Consider the following 14251-nt stretch of genomic DNA (forward strand, 5'->3'; position numbering starts at 1 on the left):
TGAAATAGTAAATTTATTTTCCGGAATTCTTGATAAACTTGATGCCCTTATACGGGCTCAAACAGATAATAGCAATTTATGGAACGCAGAACGGTGCGCTAATTTTTTTTCATGCTCCCCCGGTCATTTTAAAACCCGCATCGCCTGTAAACCTGATTTCCCTCGACCGGTTAAGTTAAATAAAACCGCGCATTCTTTATGGATTCCTTTGGAGGTTAAGAAATTCGCAGAAAGAAAACAGCTAATCAAGTAAATCTGCTAGATTGGATGCATCGGGGGCATAATATGTATTAAGCAATATTTTTATATCTCTATGCCCTGAAATCTTCGCCAAATTCATTACATCAACCTTTTTAGACATTCTTGTTAAAGCTTCGCGGCGCGAATCATGAAAATGTAAATCATATATTCCGCAACTACGGCAAGCGCGCCTGAATGTGGTGCTTAATGAGTCGGGGTCAAGATCGAAAACAGTAGTTAAATTGATTTGTTCAAGCTGGCGAAGTAGTTTTAGTGCTGCCTTTGATAGCGGGACATCACGAGAGTAACCGTTTTTAGTCATTTCTAAGTGTGCTACCCTGCGTTTAAAGTCGATATCATGCCATTTTAGGCCACACAACTCGCCAGCCCGCATAGCTGTTTCTATTGCAAACAAGAATGCTAAAGCCACCCTCTGCTTTTTGAGCACCGGCGGGGTGTCATCATCATAGTGACACCAAAAACAAATACGCGTAATCTCATCATCTGTAGGCCTGCGCGTTCTTGCTTTATTACCTTTAGGCCTCGTAATTTTTCTTGCTGGATTATCGTTAATCAAGCTCCATTCTTTTAAAGCGTAATTAAAAACGCTTGATAGCGTGCTTAGTTCTCGCGCAACCGTTGGAGATTGAACTTGTTTTAATCTATCGTCACGCCATTGCGCGACATGCACAGGTAATAACTCCGAAGTAAGAACGTTTGCTAAATCTGTTTTTAAAATTAACCCAAGCCTAATACATTCATTTTTACTGCCTCGTTTCTTGATAGTAACTTCTTTCATGTATCGTTGAATAAGGTCACCAACAGTGATATTTTTGGGAGCTAATCCAAGTTTTCGATTATTTATATCAGCTTCAGTTTGCGTAGCCCACTCCCGCGCCTCTGTTTTAGAAGTGAATGTTTTAGATATCTCATTACCTTTAATGCGAACGCGCGCAGTATATTTTTCGCCGCGCTTTACGATAGTGGCCATAAATGCAAGACTATTGGTCAAAAGCGTAACGATACACTAAAGATTTCGATATATAAAGAAAGTGACTCAGAATTGTCACATACTTGCTATAAAATATTGATAAATATGGGTTTGATGGTGCCAGTAATAGGAATCGAACCTACGACCTTCGCGTTACGAGTGCGCTGCTCTACCAACTGAGCTATACTGGCTGACTGATAAATTTTTCAGAACGGCGCGCAGTATAACACACCTACTTTTGATTCACCATCTTTAACAAAACATGCCTGAAATCTTAAAATCTTAAGAATTTATACTTAATCATACATATATAAATTATTTAGTAGCCGTACATTTTATGCGTTACTATCTCATTAAATTTTATGCTTCTCTTAATTAAAAATAATCCCAATAAGCATAATTTTATTTGAAATACAATTTCTTTCAACTATGCCATGTTTGAAAAATTCTTTATTTCTAATAATCAATAGATCTGTTAGCAACTTCAGATACTATTTTTTGCAGTTGCATATAGCAAAGCTAAAATATAGTCATTCAATTTTTAACGTTGTCTTTTCTTAAAATTGTTCATAACTTGTGTCAAGTTATATTTAAGCACGTCATCCACTGCCGAAGGCACTTCCGCCAATAGCTCACGCTGTAGCGTTGTTACTAGCCCAGCAGTATGTTTCTGTACCGCTACCCTGACCATACCAGATAATACATCGGCTAGATGAGGGCGTAATTTTTCAGTAAGCTGCTGTAATAGAGCCTGTTCTGAAATGCAGGTAACAGCACGATTTGCTGTACCTCGCGGCTCGATTACATGCATATGTACATGAATTACTGGCTGGCCATTTTCACTAAAGTCTGTATTGACATCAGTAACATCAGACTCAGAAGTCTCAGCCTGCACAACCGTTGCCTGATTTCCTTTTAGTTGAACAGTACAGCCAGATGGCAAAGTTTCATCTATCGGAGCACTTTGCAAACAGCTTTGGGCAGCCAGCCAGTCTTCCTGAATCAGTAATGCTGTATCATTCAAGGCAGATTCTTGTTGCTGAGCCTCCAACGTACTCTGCTGCTGCCATTGCTGCAGGTAGGCACGATAAACACGTTCTCGCTGTATCGGATCCAATACAACCTCATCAGTCTGATTATACTGGGAAGGATTAGGTTTTTTTGGTTTAGCTGTAGCAGGCTGCCGGTTGTGAGGTACTGTACCTGTTACCACAGCAGAAGTATGAAAAGCCTGCTCGTGTCTTCTGGTTTGATGTACAACCACCGTCGGCTTAATACTCTTGTTCACATCATGATGAACAGCATGATTATCATGCTTCTTTTTATTCTGGCGCAGTTGTTCAAGATTACGTACCCAATCAGGTTTGGCTTCAGCCGACTCACTATCTGTATTAGTCATAGATTGCTGTGCAGGCGGATTATCTTCACTCAAAGTAAAAACAAATTGATTTTGTTGTTCATACTGGTTTTTCACCATGCCCTCACTTCTTATCGTCTGATGTATTCTGGCTCGCTTCACATGAATTTTCACTGTGCCATATATAGGTAATTATAACAACTTTTGTAGGTTAAAATGCTAAAATAATGTATATTTTGTCCAATTTTATTAGGAATTAAATAATGAGTACCTTAGAACAACGAATTGAATTTCTCGAAGAAAATAACGAAGCCCTACTCATGCAAAACCGTGTGCTAGCCACTGCACTGAAAGGTTTATTGAGAGCCTTACCCGCAGATTTAGCAGAACTAGCTACAGAATCTATTCGAACAGCTTTTGATAACGAAATTGCTGAATTGCAGTATGAAGAAAATCCGCAAGTAGAATTATTTCATGATGCCACTTACGCTTTTTTTCATGAACGCGAACATTAAATCATAAAACAGACCAGCAGCAGATAGCTGGTCTGTATATGTTCAACTCTGATATTTTTCATGCCGGCAGTCACATATCGGCATAATTTGGTCCGCTGCCGCCTTCAGGACACACCCAGTCAATATTCTGCTCAGGATCTTTAATATCGCAGGTTTTACAGTGTACACAATTCTGCGCATTAATCTGCAATTGTGGTTCTCCTGCTTCTTCTATAATTTCATACACCCCAGCAGGACAATAACGCGTTTCCGGACTAGCAAATTTTTGATAATTAACACTAATGGCCAATTCTGGATTATGTAACCTAAGATGTACAGGTTGGTTTTCAGCATGGCTGATACCAGCCAAAAATACACTACTCATACGATCAAATGTGAGTTTGCCATCCGGTTTAGGATAATCAATCTTCTGGCAATCTTGTGCTGGTCGTAAAGACGCATAATCCGCCCGCTGATGCCTTAGAGTCCATGGTGCGTTACCCTTGAACACATATTCTTCTAGTGCACCATAAACTAGGCCTCCCAACAGACCCCACTTGAATGCAGGACGTACATTGCGGACTTTATTCAACTCACTAAATAACCAACTGTTTCTAAATAAACTTGTATAATTTACTGCCTCTGCATTACTGCTTTCGCCAGCTTCCTCGCTTAATACCTCAGCAACGGCCTCTGCTGCGAGCATACCGGATTTCATAGCGGCATGAATACCTTTAATTCGCGGCACATTCAGAAAACCAGCAGTATCACCAACCAGAACACCACCCGGAAACGTTAGTTTGGGCAAACTTTGCAAGCCACCTTCACTCAGCGCTCTTGCACCATAAGCAATACGTTTACCACCTTCTAATGTAGCTCTAATGGCCGGATGAGTTTTGTAGCGCTGCATTTCTGCATACGGAGACAGATAAGGGTTCTGATAGTCCAGACCAATCACAAAACCAACTGCTACTCTATTATCATTCAAATGATACAAAAAAGAACCGCCATAGGTTTTCTGATCCAATGGCCAGCCTATAGTATGAATCACTGTTCCGGGCTTGGATTTTTCCGGTGCGATTTCCCATAATTCTTTAATTCCGATTCCATAAGTTTGATGCTGGCAGTCTCTTCTTAAATCAAATTGCTGCATCAGTACTTTAGTAAGCGAACCGCGGCAACCTTCAGCAAAAATAGTCTGTTGTGCCAACAGTGCCATACCCTGCTGATATTGGTCACCATGAGTACCATCGCGTTGAACGCCCATATCGCCGGTGGCAATTCCCCGTACCGAACCATCAGCATGATAAAGTATTTCTGTAGCAGCAAAACCAGGATATATTTCTACACCCAATTCTTCCGCCTGCTGCGCCAGCCAACGACAAAACACGCCCAGACTAATGATGTAATTGCCTTGATTATTAAAACTGGCTGGCGTTGGCAGACGGTAAGCTTTTTTTTCGGTTAAAAACAGCAAACTGTCTTGTTTCACCACACACGACAACGGAGCGTCTTTATCCTGCCAATTTTCAATCAGCTCAGATAATGAACGAGGGTCAATTACAGCACCCGAAATAATATGCGCTCCAACTTCAGAACCTTTATCGACAACGCATACACTAATCTCGCGCTGTTGTTTAGCGGCCAATTGTTTTAAACGTATGGCAGCAGATAAACCTGACGGCCCAGCACCCACAATAACAACATCATATTGCATGCTCTCGCGTTCAAGGGTATCTGTCATGATAAGTTTTCCTGCTTAGAAACAAAATTACTCAAAATTCAGTAGCCATGCCTGATAAATGCTTGCTGAATACTCAAAACTTGTCATTATATCGAACAATGGCTTCAGACAGTGACTAAGGGAATAAGCCTGTTGTGATTTCCCTTTAACACTAGCCAACCCAAAGAACAAACCATAACCTAAAATAATTGAATATAAGCTGAAAAATTACTTCTTAAAAAATACTATAAACTGTTTTTCAACCAATTTACGATATCTATCCCAAATAGGTTTTATCAACACTAACTTTTCAACAGCTATGTTTCAGTAGAATAACCGAAGTAATAGTCTATATTGTGTGTACATCATTTCAAAGCAATGGCTCGTGCTGAGAATCGCTTTCATCCTCTCAAAATAAAAAATTGGCTACACAACCTATTCTAAAAAACCAAACAACAATCTTTGTTGATTTCTGAATATGAAATTAGCACACATTCATTGTGATTAATTGTTATTACTACAATGTTAATAAGTTTAGATATTGATAAATGGATTGAAGACTGTAATTAGGATAAACCCAAAGCACATAAGCCGATCTATCAACATCCCTTGTTAATTTAATTGTGGCAAGATTGCAAAAAAATCATCCACAGTGTCAGCAGCTAAACCAAGCAGCATCCAAGGTGTATAAGCCATAAATATGTAAATTTGTTGTAAAAAAACAACTTCTCTAATTTGCAGTAATTTTGTTGGGTAATCATTAAACTGTAACATTATTGCTGAATATTATTTACTTTTATTAAATTTTATCAATATCTTATAACTATACCCATACCTTAAGCTTATTGCTTATCTAGTAAGTATATCCTGCACCAGACTAGATTCTAACGTGCCGTTCTCAACAAGCTTCTGTAGCTGTTTAACAAAAATACACCTTTGGCAGATTGCATTAGTTTGCAAGGCGGGGCATAATTCGATTTGCACAAGTTATGCGCACTGTAGCTATTTATTGAAGAAATGATATAGTGTGCAAAAACTGGACTTCCATCACTAAAGTAATACTTTTTGATACAGATTAAGGTACATAATCATGAAAAAATCTCTGTTAGCTGCTGCTGCCCTGATGTCTTTGTTCTTGGCTGCTTGTAATAAAGATGAATCAGCTCCTGCTGCTTCTGCTGCCTCAGAAGTTTCAGCTCCTGTAGCTTCTGAACCAGCTCCGGCTTCTGAACCAGCTCCAGCTTCTGAAGTATCAGCTCCTGCTGTTGCTTCTGGCGCTTCTGCTGAAGCTGCTTCTCACTAAGCACATCAAATTAAAAAAGCCAGACTGGAAAGTCTGGCTTTTTTATTATCTGATACTTAATAAAAGGTTACTAAGTTAAGACCTAGCTCAAAAACAATAGCAAACTCTAACTACAATTTTCCTCTAAAACTTAACATTAGATAAATCAGTTGAGTAAATAAACAAAAGAGCAACAATGTCTGCATGCGCCATACCGATTTTTCCTTATTTTCTGTACGTGAAAATAGCATTAACATCAATAACCATTGAGTTCCAATCCAGTATAAAGGTTGCCAAGTAAGCATCTGTAAAACACTAACCACCAAAGGCACTAATAAAATTGTATTTTTGATTAGACATAAAATAAGTGTCAAACAGATAGCCAGCGCTCCAAACTGCAACCAACTACTATAAAGCAAATTAGATAAATAACCGTTGCTTTGAAGTCTATTGCGCTGATGAAGCATAAATACCGAACCCAATAACACATAAACTGGCATCAGAAATAAATTTAACGGTTTAAACAAACCAGCAATACCCGGCAATACCACACTACTCATAGCAGCCAAAATCACCCAAATGGTTAACGCTGCAGCCAGCCAGCCATAAAATTGATATTTACAACATTGCCACACAAACAGGACTGCATAAATCATCACAACCGCATAAATGATTAATGTAGTCATCAGCGTACCAGTTTTAGCAGACGTGCCAGCACCACGGCCATATTTTCTGCCATATAGCTTACCCATTCAGTAGCCATATCCGATGTAAAATGAGCTTCATCCTTATGGCCGACTACCAAAATTGCTAAAGTCTGTTCCTGCCAGCACAATGGCAGTTGTAAAAAGCTCTCCAGACGAGGCTGTGGAGGCAATAATTCCCGTAACACAACCACAGGTAAGGTACCACATATGGGCTTATTCAATTTTTTAGCTACAGCTTTAACCTTCTCATCTGCTATTAAAGAAGCAGGTATACGCACACTTTTAGGTGCTTCGGTAACAATTTTCAAGGCAAAATCAGGTAATGCAAATTCGTTTTTCAAGCCATCGCTGATTGCCCGCTGCCATTGAGCGACCGTATTTACAAAGAGCAGGCGTCGATCGAAAGCCATGAACTTAGCCATCAAAGTATGATTAGCATCCGCTTCTCCCAACATCTGTACCAATTGTGAAGCCATTTTTTCCGTTTTACGCTGCATAAACTGCATCCTGCCCTGCTGGAAAGACATTATCTTGCTTTCAATAGGTCGCAGGTTAAACTCTGCCGCATGTTCATACAGCCACTCTGGCTGAGCATGTAAAAACGCACGTATATCTGCTTCTTTGATACTCATAAATAATCAATCTCTCCATCAAAAACACTCTGGGTAGGCCCTGTCATCCATACATGAGCATCAGGTTGCTGCTGCCAACTGATTAATAACTGCCCCCCAGGCAAATTAACTTCTACCGGTTCATCATCGCCCAGCAATCCCAAACTGATTCCGGCTACAACTGCAGCACAGGCACCCGTACCACAGGCCTGAGTTTCTCCTACACCTCGCTCAAAAACACGCAGACGAATCCGGCGTGGTGCCACAATCTGCATAAAGCCGACATTAACGCGTTGAGGAAACTGTTTGTGGTTTTCAATAGCTGCTCCCAGCCGGTGTACAGGTGCTTGCTCAATATCTTCCACCACTATCACCGCATGCGGATTGCCCATATTGATACAGGTAACACTAACAGTCTCATTGCCGATTACGAGCTGATGGCTGATACTACGAGCATCTTCTTCATCAATAGCGGCAAACGGAATTTGCTCCGGAGCCAACAATGGCACACCCATGTCTACTGTTACCAAACCATCATCGTTTAAACGGGGCATAATCACGCCGCCAGCTGTTTCTACCACAATCTGCTTTTTGCTGGTTAACCCTTTATCGTAAACAAAGCGGGCAAAACACCGTGCGCCATTTCCACACTGTTCCACTTCAGAACCATCTGCATTGAAAATCCGATAGCGAAAATCAGCATCTGCTTGTCGTGGTGCTTCAATCAGAAGAAGCTGGTCAAATCCAACTCCGGTATGCCGTTGTGCCCATGCGGCAATTGGTGCTGTACTCGGGTTAAATTTCTGGTTGATACCATCAATAACCATGAAATCATTACCTAAGCCATGCATTTTGGTAAATTTTAACTTTGTCATAAGCAGCCCAGTTTATTATTCCAGCAGATAGGCGACTATGATACCGATTTATCTTGATAACGATAAGTTCTGAACATCAATAAAATCAAAAATCTTTACATTTCTATGATTTAAAAATAACTTAAATTGTGATTTTTTATACTTCATCTTTTGAATCAGATTCAGTATAAACCGCTAATAATATATATTCTGATATAAAAAATGGTATTAAAAAAATGAAAATCACCTGATTATTGAAATACTGAATACTATCAGCATATATACTATATATTTTTGCTTGATTATTTAATGTTTTCAATGAAGTAATCGATAAAAACTCTAAGTTTTGCTAAATTCCTATTTGACTCTGGGTAAAGAAAACAAAATTGCCATATATGATTAATAGAATATTCAGGTAAGATTTCTACCAATTTATTACTCTGCAACTCATTCTGCACCGCAAATTTAAATAAATGTACAATTCCACAACCATTCAATGCAAGAACCTTAGTCGCAAGAATGCTGTCAAACACTTGGATCTGGTTCGAATAATGAAAATCCCTTTTTGAATGATTATCTACAGAATTCCATAAGAATTTTTTGTTATTTTCGCTTATGCTGAAATTGATACACTGATGATTTTTAATATCTGAAGGCGATTGTATCATGCTGTTGTTAGACAAATATTCAGGACTAGCAAACAGACCGGATGTGGCATCATGCAATTTTTTTTTAATTAAAAAGGGCTCAAGTTTGGTCTCAGGCTGAATCAACCTCACTGATAAATCATAAGTTTCAGCCACAAAATCAATATTTCGATTAGTTACATGAAAATCTAGCTTCAGATTTGGATATAGTTCACAAAATTTATTTAAATATGGCGCCATTTTATAGTTAAAAAAACTTTCTGGAACACTGATTTTTAGTCTTCCAGCTACAGACTCTTTTTGTAGTTTAAGCTCTTGCTCAATACTGATTAATGATTCTAAAATTTCAGAGCATTTTTTATAATAAATTTTTCCTTCTGGTGTTAATTTGATTTTACGTGTATTTCGACTGAATAATTCAATACCAATCCTTTCTTCAAGCCTTTTAATAGAGCGGCTAACAGCAGCAGGCGTAATATTCAAATACTCAGCAGCAGCTGAGAAATTTTCATTTTCAGCTGCTACGAGAAACAGTTCAAGACTAGCTAAATTCATACCCTGTAAATGGTTTTTCATTTCAACAACTAAATATCTGCCTGATTTTTACGCATATAAAGATTATTCATTATTAATGCTATAAGCGTAATTACCATTCCCAAAACTTCAATATACGAAACGTGATGCCCTTGCAAAAGGCCAATAATGTACGATATAACGGGTACCAAATTAACAAATAAAACTCCATTGATTGTGCCTAGCGCTTTAATACCTGCATTCCAACTGATAATCACTAAAGTAGTTATAACCAAAATAAAAATATCAAATTTACTGGCTGCCATTGCCTGAAAATTTGGATAACTGGCGTAACCAAATAATGTTGCCGCTATAGTAATGAATATTATACTCAGTGTTCCTAAGGAAGAGCTTAACGCAGTGACACGTAAAGCACTCCAGCCATATACTGAAATCATAATATTGGCAAAATAGGTATATATTACCCAGCAGATAGTGGCTGCCAATAGTAGCAAATCGCCGATAAAGCTAGATGAAGCCCTCAAATGACTAAAATTACCATTAGTAATTACCAAAACAATACCAGTAAAAGCTAATAGCATGCAGAAACTAGTTTTAGAATCGGGGAAGCTACGATGAATAATGCATGTTAGCGCAAGCGATAATAAAGGCATCAGAGCTAATATAATCGTTGCATGTTCTGCTGAAGAATAACCTATTCCAATAAACGTGAGAAAATTTAGTCCTGCAAAGCCGATACTTCCAAAAAACCAGAGTAACAAGGTTTTACCTTCAGTTTGATAACTTTTTTTACCTTCTAGAATGATTAAAATCACACTGACAAGCACTGCCCCCAAAACATAACGAATGAAAGTAAGATAATAGCCATCAATACCTGAAGATACGGCATGTTTGGATGCGGGATACATAATTCCCCAGCCAACTACCGTAATCAATAGATATACAATACTTTTGCAACTAAATTGTCTGTTAATACCCATGTCTTTTATCCTGAAATGAATTGTATTGCATATTGTTATAATTCATTTCAAGTAGAAGAACATTATAGAGCGAGTAATAAGTCTTGTTACATAAAGTAACATCAGACAACATTAAGATCCAGAAAACCAACAAAAGGTTTGTAATTGATTCAGATAAGCGTAAATCGAATATACATTTAATTGCATCTCTCGCTACTCAATTGCTTACAGATTCATAACCGGCGGCTGCACCAGTATCAGCACTGTCGGCAAGGTAATCAAGCTTAATACCGTACTGAAAAAAGTAGCAGAAGAAACTAGTTGTGGTTTGGTGTTGAACTGTACAGACATCAATGTGGTATTGGCTGCTGTCGGCATAGCAGCAAGAACAATCAATATTTTTTTCGCCATCAGGTCTAGCGGCATAAAGTACACCAGCAGCACAGCCCACAAAGGCGATACTATCAATCGGAGTATCAACGCAAAGCTTATTTTAGGCAGTTCAATCTGCTTAATATGTAATGTAGCCAGCTGCATACCCAAAATAAGCATAATAACTGGAATGGAAGAATCTCCTATCATTCCTACAGCCAGCAGTATTTCTTTACTGAGTGGAATATGCAGTATCTGAAATATCAAACCCAATAAAGCACCATGTACAATCGGCATGCGTAAGACTTTTTTCAAAACTGTGCGCTGGCTGATGCCTTCAACATCATTGCTGCCTTTTGCTGCAAAATAAGTGCCTAATGTACTCATAACAAACTGTTGCAGTACCATCAGAATTACAGCGATATCAAAACCGGCACTCCCGAAAAATACCAGAATCACCGGTGTACCGTAGTTTCCATTATTCATAAAACATGATGCCAAAATCAGGGCGCAATTATCCTGATTGCGGTAATGACAAATTTTCGACCACAGATACACCAGTACAATCAGTCCGATACACAAAATCAATACATAGAAAGCATAATAAGCATAAGCAGAAGTCAGCTGATGGCTGTAAAACGTTTTGAAGGCCAGAAAGGGAGAAAGAATATACAAAGACATTTTCGATAATCCGGCTATATCGAATTTAAGGATTTTCTGACAGATGAATCCAGTAACAAAAATTCCGAAAACCGGTAATAAAATCATCAGAAAATGCATAATCTATCCTTACCGATAAACAGATATCGGATTGTCAATATGTCTGAAGAATTTTAGAAATTCTTAATCAGGCAGCTCTCGTACACAATGGCAACAATGTGACTATGGTTTAAAACCAGTTAACCAGATAATCTCGCCACAACGCTAGCACCCATAAAATTGCCAGTAGTAACATGGTTAATAATTGAGCAGCCGATGCTGTATCTTTAGCCCGTTTGGCCAGCGGATGTTTTGCCAACGAAGTATGGTCGACAGCTGCTTCAATAGCCGTATTAAAGAGCTCTACAATCCAGCTTAAAAACGAAGCCATAATTAAAACCATACGCGTCAGGATGCCAAAATCCAATACAAAAACCAGCACAATCAAAATTCCATTTAACCACAACAGCTGACGAAAAGCCGATTCGCTGCAAGCCGCTTTCAAACCAGCCAGAGAGTAACCATAGGCGTTGAATATGCGGCGTATACCGGTTTTACCTTTGATAGTATTGGCATACTGCTTATTATTTTCCGGCATGATAATATTATTGTCCTTTTAAAATCGGATATGGCTGCACAAGATTTTTTAAAGCGGGGAACCATATAAACGTGCAGCTTCTTCAACAGCATCGGCAAATATAGCAGCCACATCACAGTCAGTTTGCTTGCTAATTTCTTGAAAACCAGTCGGACTGGTAACATTGATTTCCGTCAGATAATCACCAATCACATCCAGTCCAGCCAGCAGAATACCTCTGCGTACCAGTTCCGGAGCCAATGTTTCAGCAATTTGCCTATCTCGTTCACTCAATGGCTGCGCCACGCCATGGCCACCTGCAGCCAGATTGCCTCGTGTCTCGCCCTGCTGTGGAATACGTGCCAATGCATAGGGAACAACTCGCCCACCAATAATTAATATGCGTTTATCGCCATGAACAATTTCAGGAATATAACGCTGTACCATGATTGTACGGCTGTCTAAACGCATCAGCATTTCCAGAATACTGCTGATATTAGGGTCATTCTGCTGCAATCGGAAAATCCCCATACCCCCCATACCATCCAGCGGCTTAATAATGATATCGTGGTACTCATGCAAAAAAGCACGCACATCTGCTGCACGGGTAGTGACCAAAGTCGGAGCAGTAAACTCTGTAAAATCTAAAATAGCTAGTTTTTCATTGAAATCTCGCATAGCCTGCCCGCTGTTATAAACACGGGCACCTTGTTTGGCGGCTAAAGTCAGCAATTGAGTCGCATATAAATACTGCATATCAAATGGCGGGTCAGTACGCATGATCACTGCATCAAAACTGTTTAGCCGATATTGCTGTTGAGGCAAAGGACTAAACCAGCAGTGGTCATGATCATCTCTGGCTTCGGTAAAGCCAAATTCGCTAGCCTCTGCCACAACATATTCTTGCTGCACACTTAGCTGACTGGCTAATGTGTGAAACAATGTCCAGCCTCGTGCAGCCATTTCCCGCATCATGGCATAAGTGGTGTCTTTATAAGTTTTGAAGCCAGCCATTGGGTCGGCTATAAACAGGATTTTCATTATATTTACCTACAGATAATTTAACCGGCTCAAAATCAACTTCCAGCCGGTTAAACCAGTACTTTATTTTAATGAACGAATGCCTACTGCTTCACGTACTTCCTCTAGCAGCGGTTTTGCCTGTGCACGCGCTTTTACCGCACCTGCCTGCAAAATATCTTCAATCAATGAGGGCTCTGCCATCAGCTGAGTAAATCGCTCACGCTTTTCAGCCAGCTCTTCATTGATTTTTGTTGCTAGCATTTTTTTAGCTTCGCCCCAAGCCAGACCTTCAGCAAGCATCTGAGTAAAGCTGCTCGTTTCTGTCGGTGTAGAGAAAGCTTTATAAATATCAAATAGGGGGCTTTCATCAGGCTGCTTCGGTTCGCCCGGTTCTTTCAGATTGGTAACAATCTTATTTACCGCTTTCTGCAATTTCTTTTCCGATTCAAATAATGGAATGGTATTACCGTAACTTTTGCTCATTTTTCGGCCATCCAGACCAACCAATGTTTCCACATTGTCATCTATTTGAGCTTCGGGCAAAGTAAACAAAGGCTTGAAACGATGATTGAAACGGCCTGCTATATCACGCGCCATTTCCAGATGCTGAATCTGATCACGCCCTACCGGTACCTTATCGGCATTAAATATCAGAATATCTGCACTCATGAGCATCGGATAACAGAAAAGCCCCATTTCAATACCGTGATCTAGGTCCTCCTGCCCTTTTTCTGCATTTTCCTGTACGGCTGCTTTATACGCATGGGCACGGTTCATTAGCCCCTTAGCTGTATTGCAGGTCAGAATCCAGTTCAGTTCCATTACTTCGGGAATATCAGTCTGACGGTAAAAAGTTGTACGCTCAGGGTCAAGGCCACAGGCCAGCCATGTTGCAGCAACAGCTTTGGTTGATTCATGAACTTTTTCCGGATCATGGCATTTAATTAAAGCATGATAATCAGATAAAAAAAGGAAAGATTCCACATCTGGATTCTGGCTCGCCTGAATAGCCGGACGAATGGCACCCACATAATTACCAAGATGTGGTATGCCGCTGGGTGTAACACCAGTTAAAACGCGCGTTTTTTTCATTATGAATCGTACTTTATGAAATTAATATTATTTTGAAACAAAATTTTCTGCTTACTCTAAATTACGTTGCAGTGAGAAAGTCTGAATAA

General features: G+C 39.5%; 15 protein-coding genes and 1 tRNA gene. 3 read left to right on the forward strand and 13 right to left on the reverse strand.

Annotated elements, in window-relative coordinates:
- Window positions 1-253: hypothetical protein (locus BHC43_RS10840; RefSeq protein ID WP_100157099.1), on the forward strand; the 253-nt coding region annotated here is incomplete at its 5' end.
- On the opposite strand, the gene BHC43_RS08380 is transcribed toward BHC43_RS10840, so the two are convergent.
- The 3 genes from BHC43_RS08380 to BHC43_RS08390 form a co-directional block, all read right to left on the reverse strand.
- Entirely contained in the window at window positions 242-1231 is a 990-nt protein-coding gene (locus BHC43_RS08380) for a tyrosine-type recombinase/integrase (RefSeq protein ID WP_100157100.1), read from the reverse strand. The genes BHC43_RS10840 and BHC43_RS08380 overlap by 12 nt on opposite strands.
- 115 nt (window positions 1232-1346) lie before the next feature.
- Window positions 1347-1422 (reverse strand) — tRNA-Thr (locus BHC43_RS08385).
- 350 nt (window positions 1423-1772) lie between these two features.
- Entirely contained in the window at window positions 1773-2708 is a 936-nt protein-coding gene (locus tag BHC43_RS08390; protein ID WP_100157101.1) for a hypothetical protein, read from the reverse strand.
- A gap of 143 nt (window positions 2709-2851) precedes the next feature.
- Between BHC43_RS08390 and BHC43_RS08395 the strand changes: the two genes are divergently transcribed.
- The gene (locus tag BHC43_RS08395; RefSeq protein ID WP_100141275.1) at window positions 2852-3103 is read left to right on the forward strand and encodes an NGO1151 family protein; all 252 of its coding nucleotides are present in this window, start codon (window positions 2852-2854) and stop codon (window positions 3101-3103) included.
- Between the two features lie 70 nt (window positions 3104-3173).
- On the opposite strand, the gene BHC43_RS08400 is transcribed toward BHC43_RS08395, so the two are convergent.
- Complete coding sequence (locus BHC43_RS08400; protein ID WP_100157102.1) at window positions 3174-4826, reverse strand: electron transfer flavoprotein-ubiquinone oxidoreductase; 1653 nt, start codon at window positions 4824-4826, stop codon at window positions 3174-3176.
- 1069 nt (window positions 4827-5895) lie between these two features.
- Here BHC43_RS08400 and BHC43_RS08405 point away from each other — a divergent pair.
- The gene (locus BHC43_RS08405) at window positions 5896-6108 is read left to right on the forward strand and encodes a hypothetical protein (protein ID WP_100141277.1); all 213 of its coding nucleotides are present in this window, start codon (window positions 5896-5898) and stop codon (window positions 6106-6108) included.
- A gap of 110 nt (window positions 6109-6218) precedes the next feature.
- Here BHC43_RS08405 and BHC43_RS08410 read toward each other — a convergent pair whose 3' ends face one another.
- The 9 genes from BHC43_RS08410 to trpS form a co-directional block, all read right to left on the reverse strand.
- Window positions 6219-6839, reverse strand: a complete 621-nt coding sequence (locus tag BHC43_RS08410) for a hypothetical protein (protein ID WP_144078750.1) — start codon at window positions 6837-6839, stop codon at window positions 6219-6221.
- Entirely contained in the window at window positions 6773-7426 is a 654-nt protein-coding gene (locus BHC43_RS08415; RefSeq protein ID WP_100141279.1) for a DUF484 family protein, read from the reverse strand. The genes BHC43_RS08410 and BHC43_RS08415 overlap by 67 nt, the downstream gene beginning before the upstream one ends.
- On the reverse strand, window positions 7423-8280 hold the full coding sequence (gene dapF / locus BHC43_RS08420) for a diaminopimelate epimerase (RefSeq protein WP_100157103.1): 858 nt from the start codon (window positions 8278-8280) through the stop codon (window positions 7423-7425). The genes BHC43_RS08415 and dapF overlap by 4 nt, the downstream gene beginning before the upstream one ends.
- Window positions 8281-8561: 281 nt before the next feature.
- The gene (locus BHC43_RS08425; RefSeq protein WP_100152047.1) at window positions 8562-9482 is read right to left on the reverse strand and encodes a LysR family transcriptional regulator; all 921 of its coding nucleotides are present in this window, start codon (window positions 9480-9482) and stop codon (window positions 8562-8564) included.
- Window positions 9483-9490: 8 nt separating this feature from the next.
- Complete coding sequence (locus tag BHC43_RS08430) at window positions 9491-10420, reverse strand: DMT family transporter (protein WP_100157104.1); 930 nt, start codon at window positions 10418-10420, stop codon at window positions 9491-9493.
- Between the two features lie 204 nt (window positions 10421-10624).
- Window positions 10625-11551 (reverse strand): AEC family transporter, encoded by a 927-nt coding sequence (locus BHC43_RS08435; RefSeq protein WP_100157105.1) that lies wholly within the window; start codon window positions 11549-11551, stop codon window positions 10625-10627.
- A 109-nt stretch (window positions 11552-11660) separates the two neighbouring features.
- Window positions 11661-12068 (reverse strand): diacylglycerol kinase, encoded by a 408-nt coding sequence (locus BHC43_RS08440; RefSeq protein WP_100141284.1) that lies wholly within the window; start codon window positions 12066-12068, stop codon window positions 11661-11663.
- 48 nt (window positions 12069-12116) lie between these two features.
- Entirely contained in the window at window positions 12117-13091 is a 975-nt protein-coding gene (gene gshB / locus BHC43_RS08445) for a glutathione synthase (protein WP_180297466.1), read from the reverse strand.
- 60 nt (window positions 13092-13151) lie between these two features.
- Window positions 13152-14162: a tryptophan--tRNA ligase gene (trpS, locus tag BHC43_RS08450; RefSeq protein ID WP_100157107.1), complete on the reverse strand. Its 1011-nt coding sequence runs from the start codon at window positions 14160-14162 to the stop codon at window positions 13152-13154.
- Window positions 14163-14251 lie beyond the last annotated feature (89 nt).

The sequence above is a fragment of the Snodgrassella alvi genome (assembly GCF_002777855.1).
GTDB lineage: Bacteria > Pseudomonadota > Gammaproteobacteria > Burkholderiales > Neisseriaceae > Snodgrassella > Snodgrassella alvi_E.

Excerpts from the sequence above, each read along its gene's own strand:
- BHC43_RS08380 (WP_100157100.1), bottom strand. The coding sequence starts at position 1,231 with ATGGCCACTATCGTAAAGCGCGGCGAAAAATATACTGCGCGCGTTCGC.
- BHC43_RS08390 (WP_100157101.1), bottom strand. The coding sequence starts at position 2,708 with ATGGTGAAAAACCAGTATGAACAACAAAATCAATTTGTTTTTACTTTG.
- BHC43_RS08395 (WP_100141275.1), top strand. The coding sequence starts at position 2,852 with ATGAGTACCTTAGAACAACGAATTGAATTTCTCGAAGAAAATAACGAA.
- BHC43_RS08400 (WP_100157102.1), bottom strand. The coding sequence starts at position 4,826 with ATGACAGATACCCTTGAACGCGAGAGCATGCAATATGATGTTGTTATT.
- BHC43_RS08405 (WP_100141277.1), top strand. The coding sequence starts at position 5,896 with ATGAAAAAATCTCTGTTAGCTGCTGCTGCCCTGATGTCTTTGTTCTTG.
- BHC43_RS08410 (WP_144078750.1), bottom strand. The coding sequence starts at position 6,839 with ATGGGTAAGCTATATGGCAGAAAATATGGCCGTGGTGCTGGCACGTCT.
- BHC43_RS08415 (WP_100141279.1), bottom strand. The coding sequence starts at position 7,426 with ATGAGTATCAAAGAAGCAGATATACGTGCGTTTTTACATGCTCAGCCA.
- dapF (WP_100157103.1), bottom strand. The coding sequence starts at position 8,280 with ATGACAAAGTTAAAATTTACCAAAATGCATGGCTTAGGTAATGATTTC.
- BHC43_RS08425 (WP_100152047.1), bottom strand. The coding sequence starts at position 9,482 with ATGAAAAACCATTTACAGGGTATGAATTTAGCTAGTCTTGAACTGTTT.
- BHC43_RS08430 (WP_100157104.1), bottom strand. The coding sequence starts at position 10,420 with ATGGGTATTAACAGACAATTTAGTTGCAAAAGTATTGTATATCTATTG.
- BHC43_RS08435 (WP_100157105.1), bottom strand. The coding sequence starts at position 11,551 with ATGCATTTTCTGATGATTTTATTACCGGTTTTCGGAATTTTTGTTACT.
- BHC43_RS08440 (WP_100141284.1), bottom strand. The coding sequence starts at position 12,068 with ATGCCGGAAAATAATAAGCAGTATGCCAATACTATCAAAGGTAAAACC.
- trpS (WP_100157107.1), bottom strand. The coding sequence starts at position 14,162 with ATGAAAAAAACGCGCGTTTTAACTGGTGTTACACCCAGCGGCATACCA.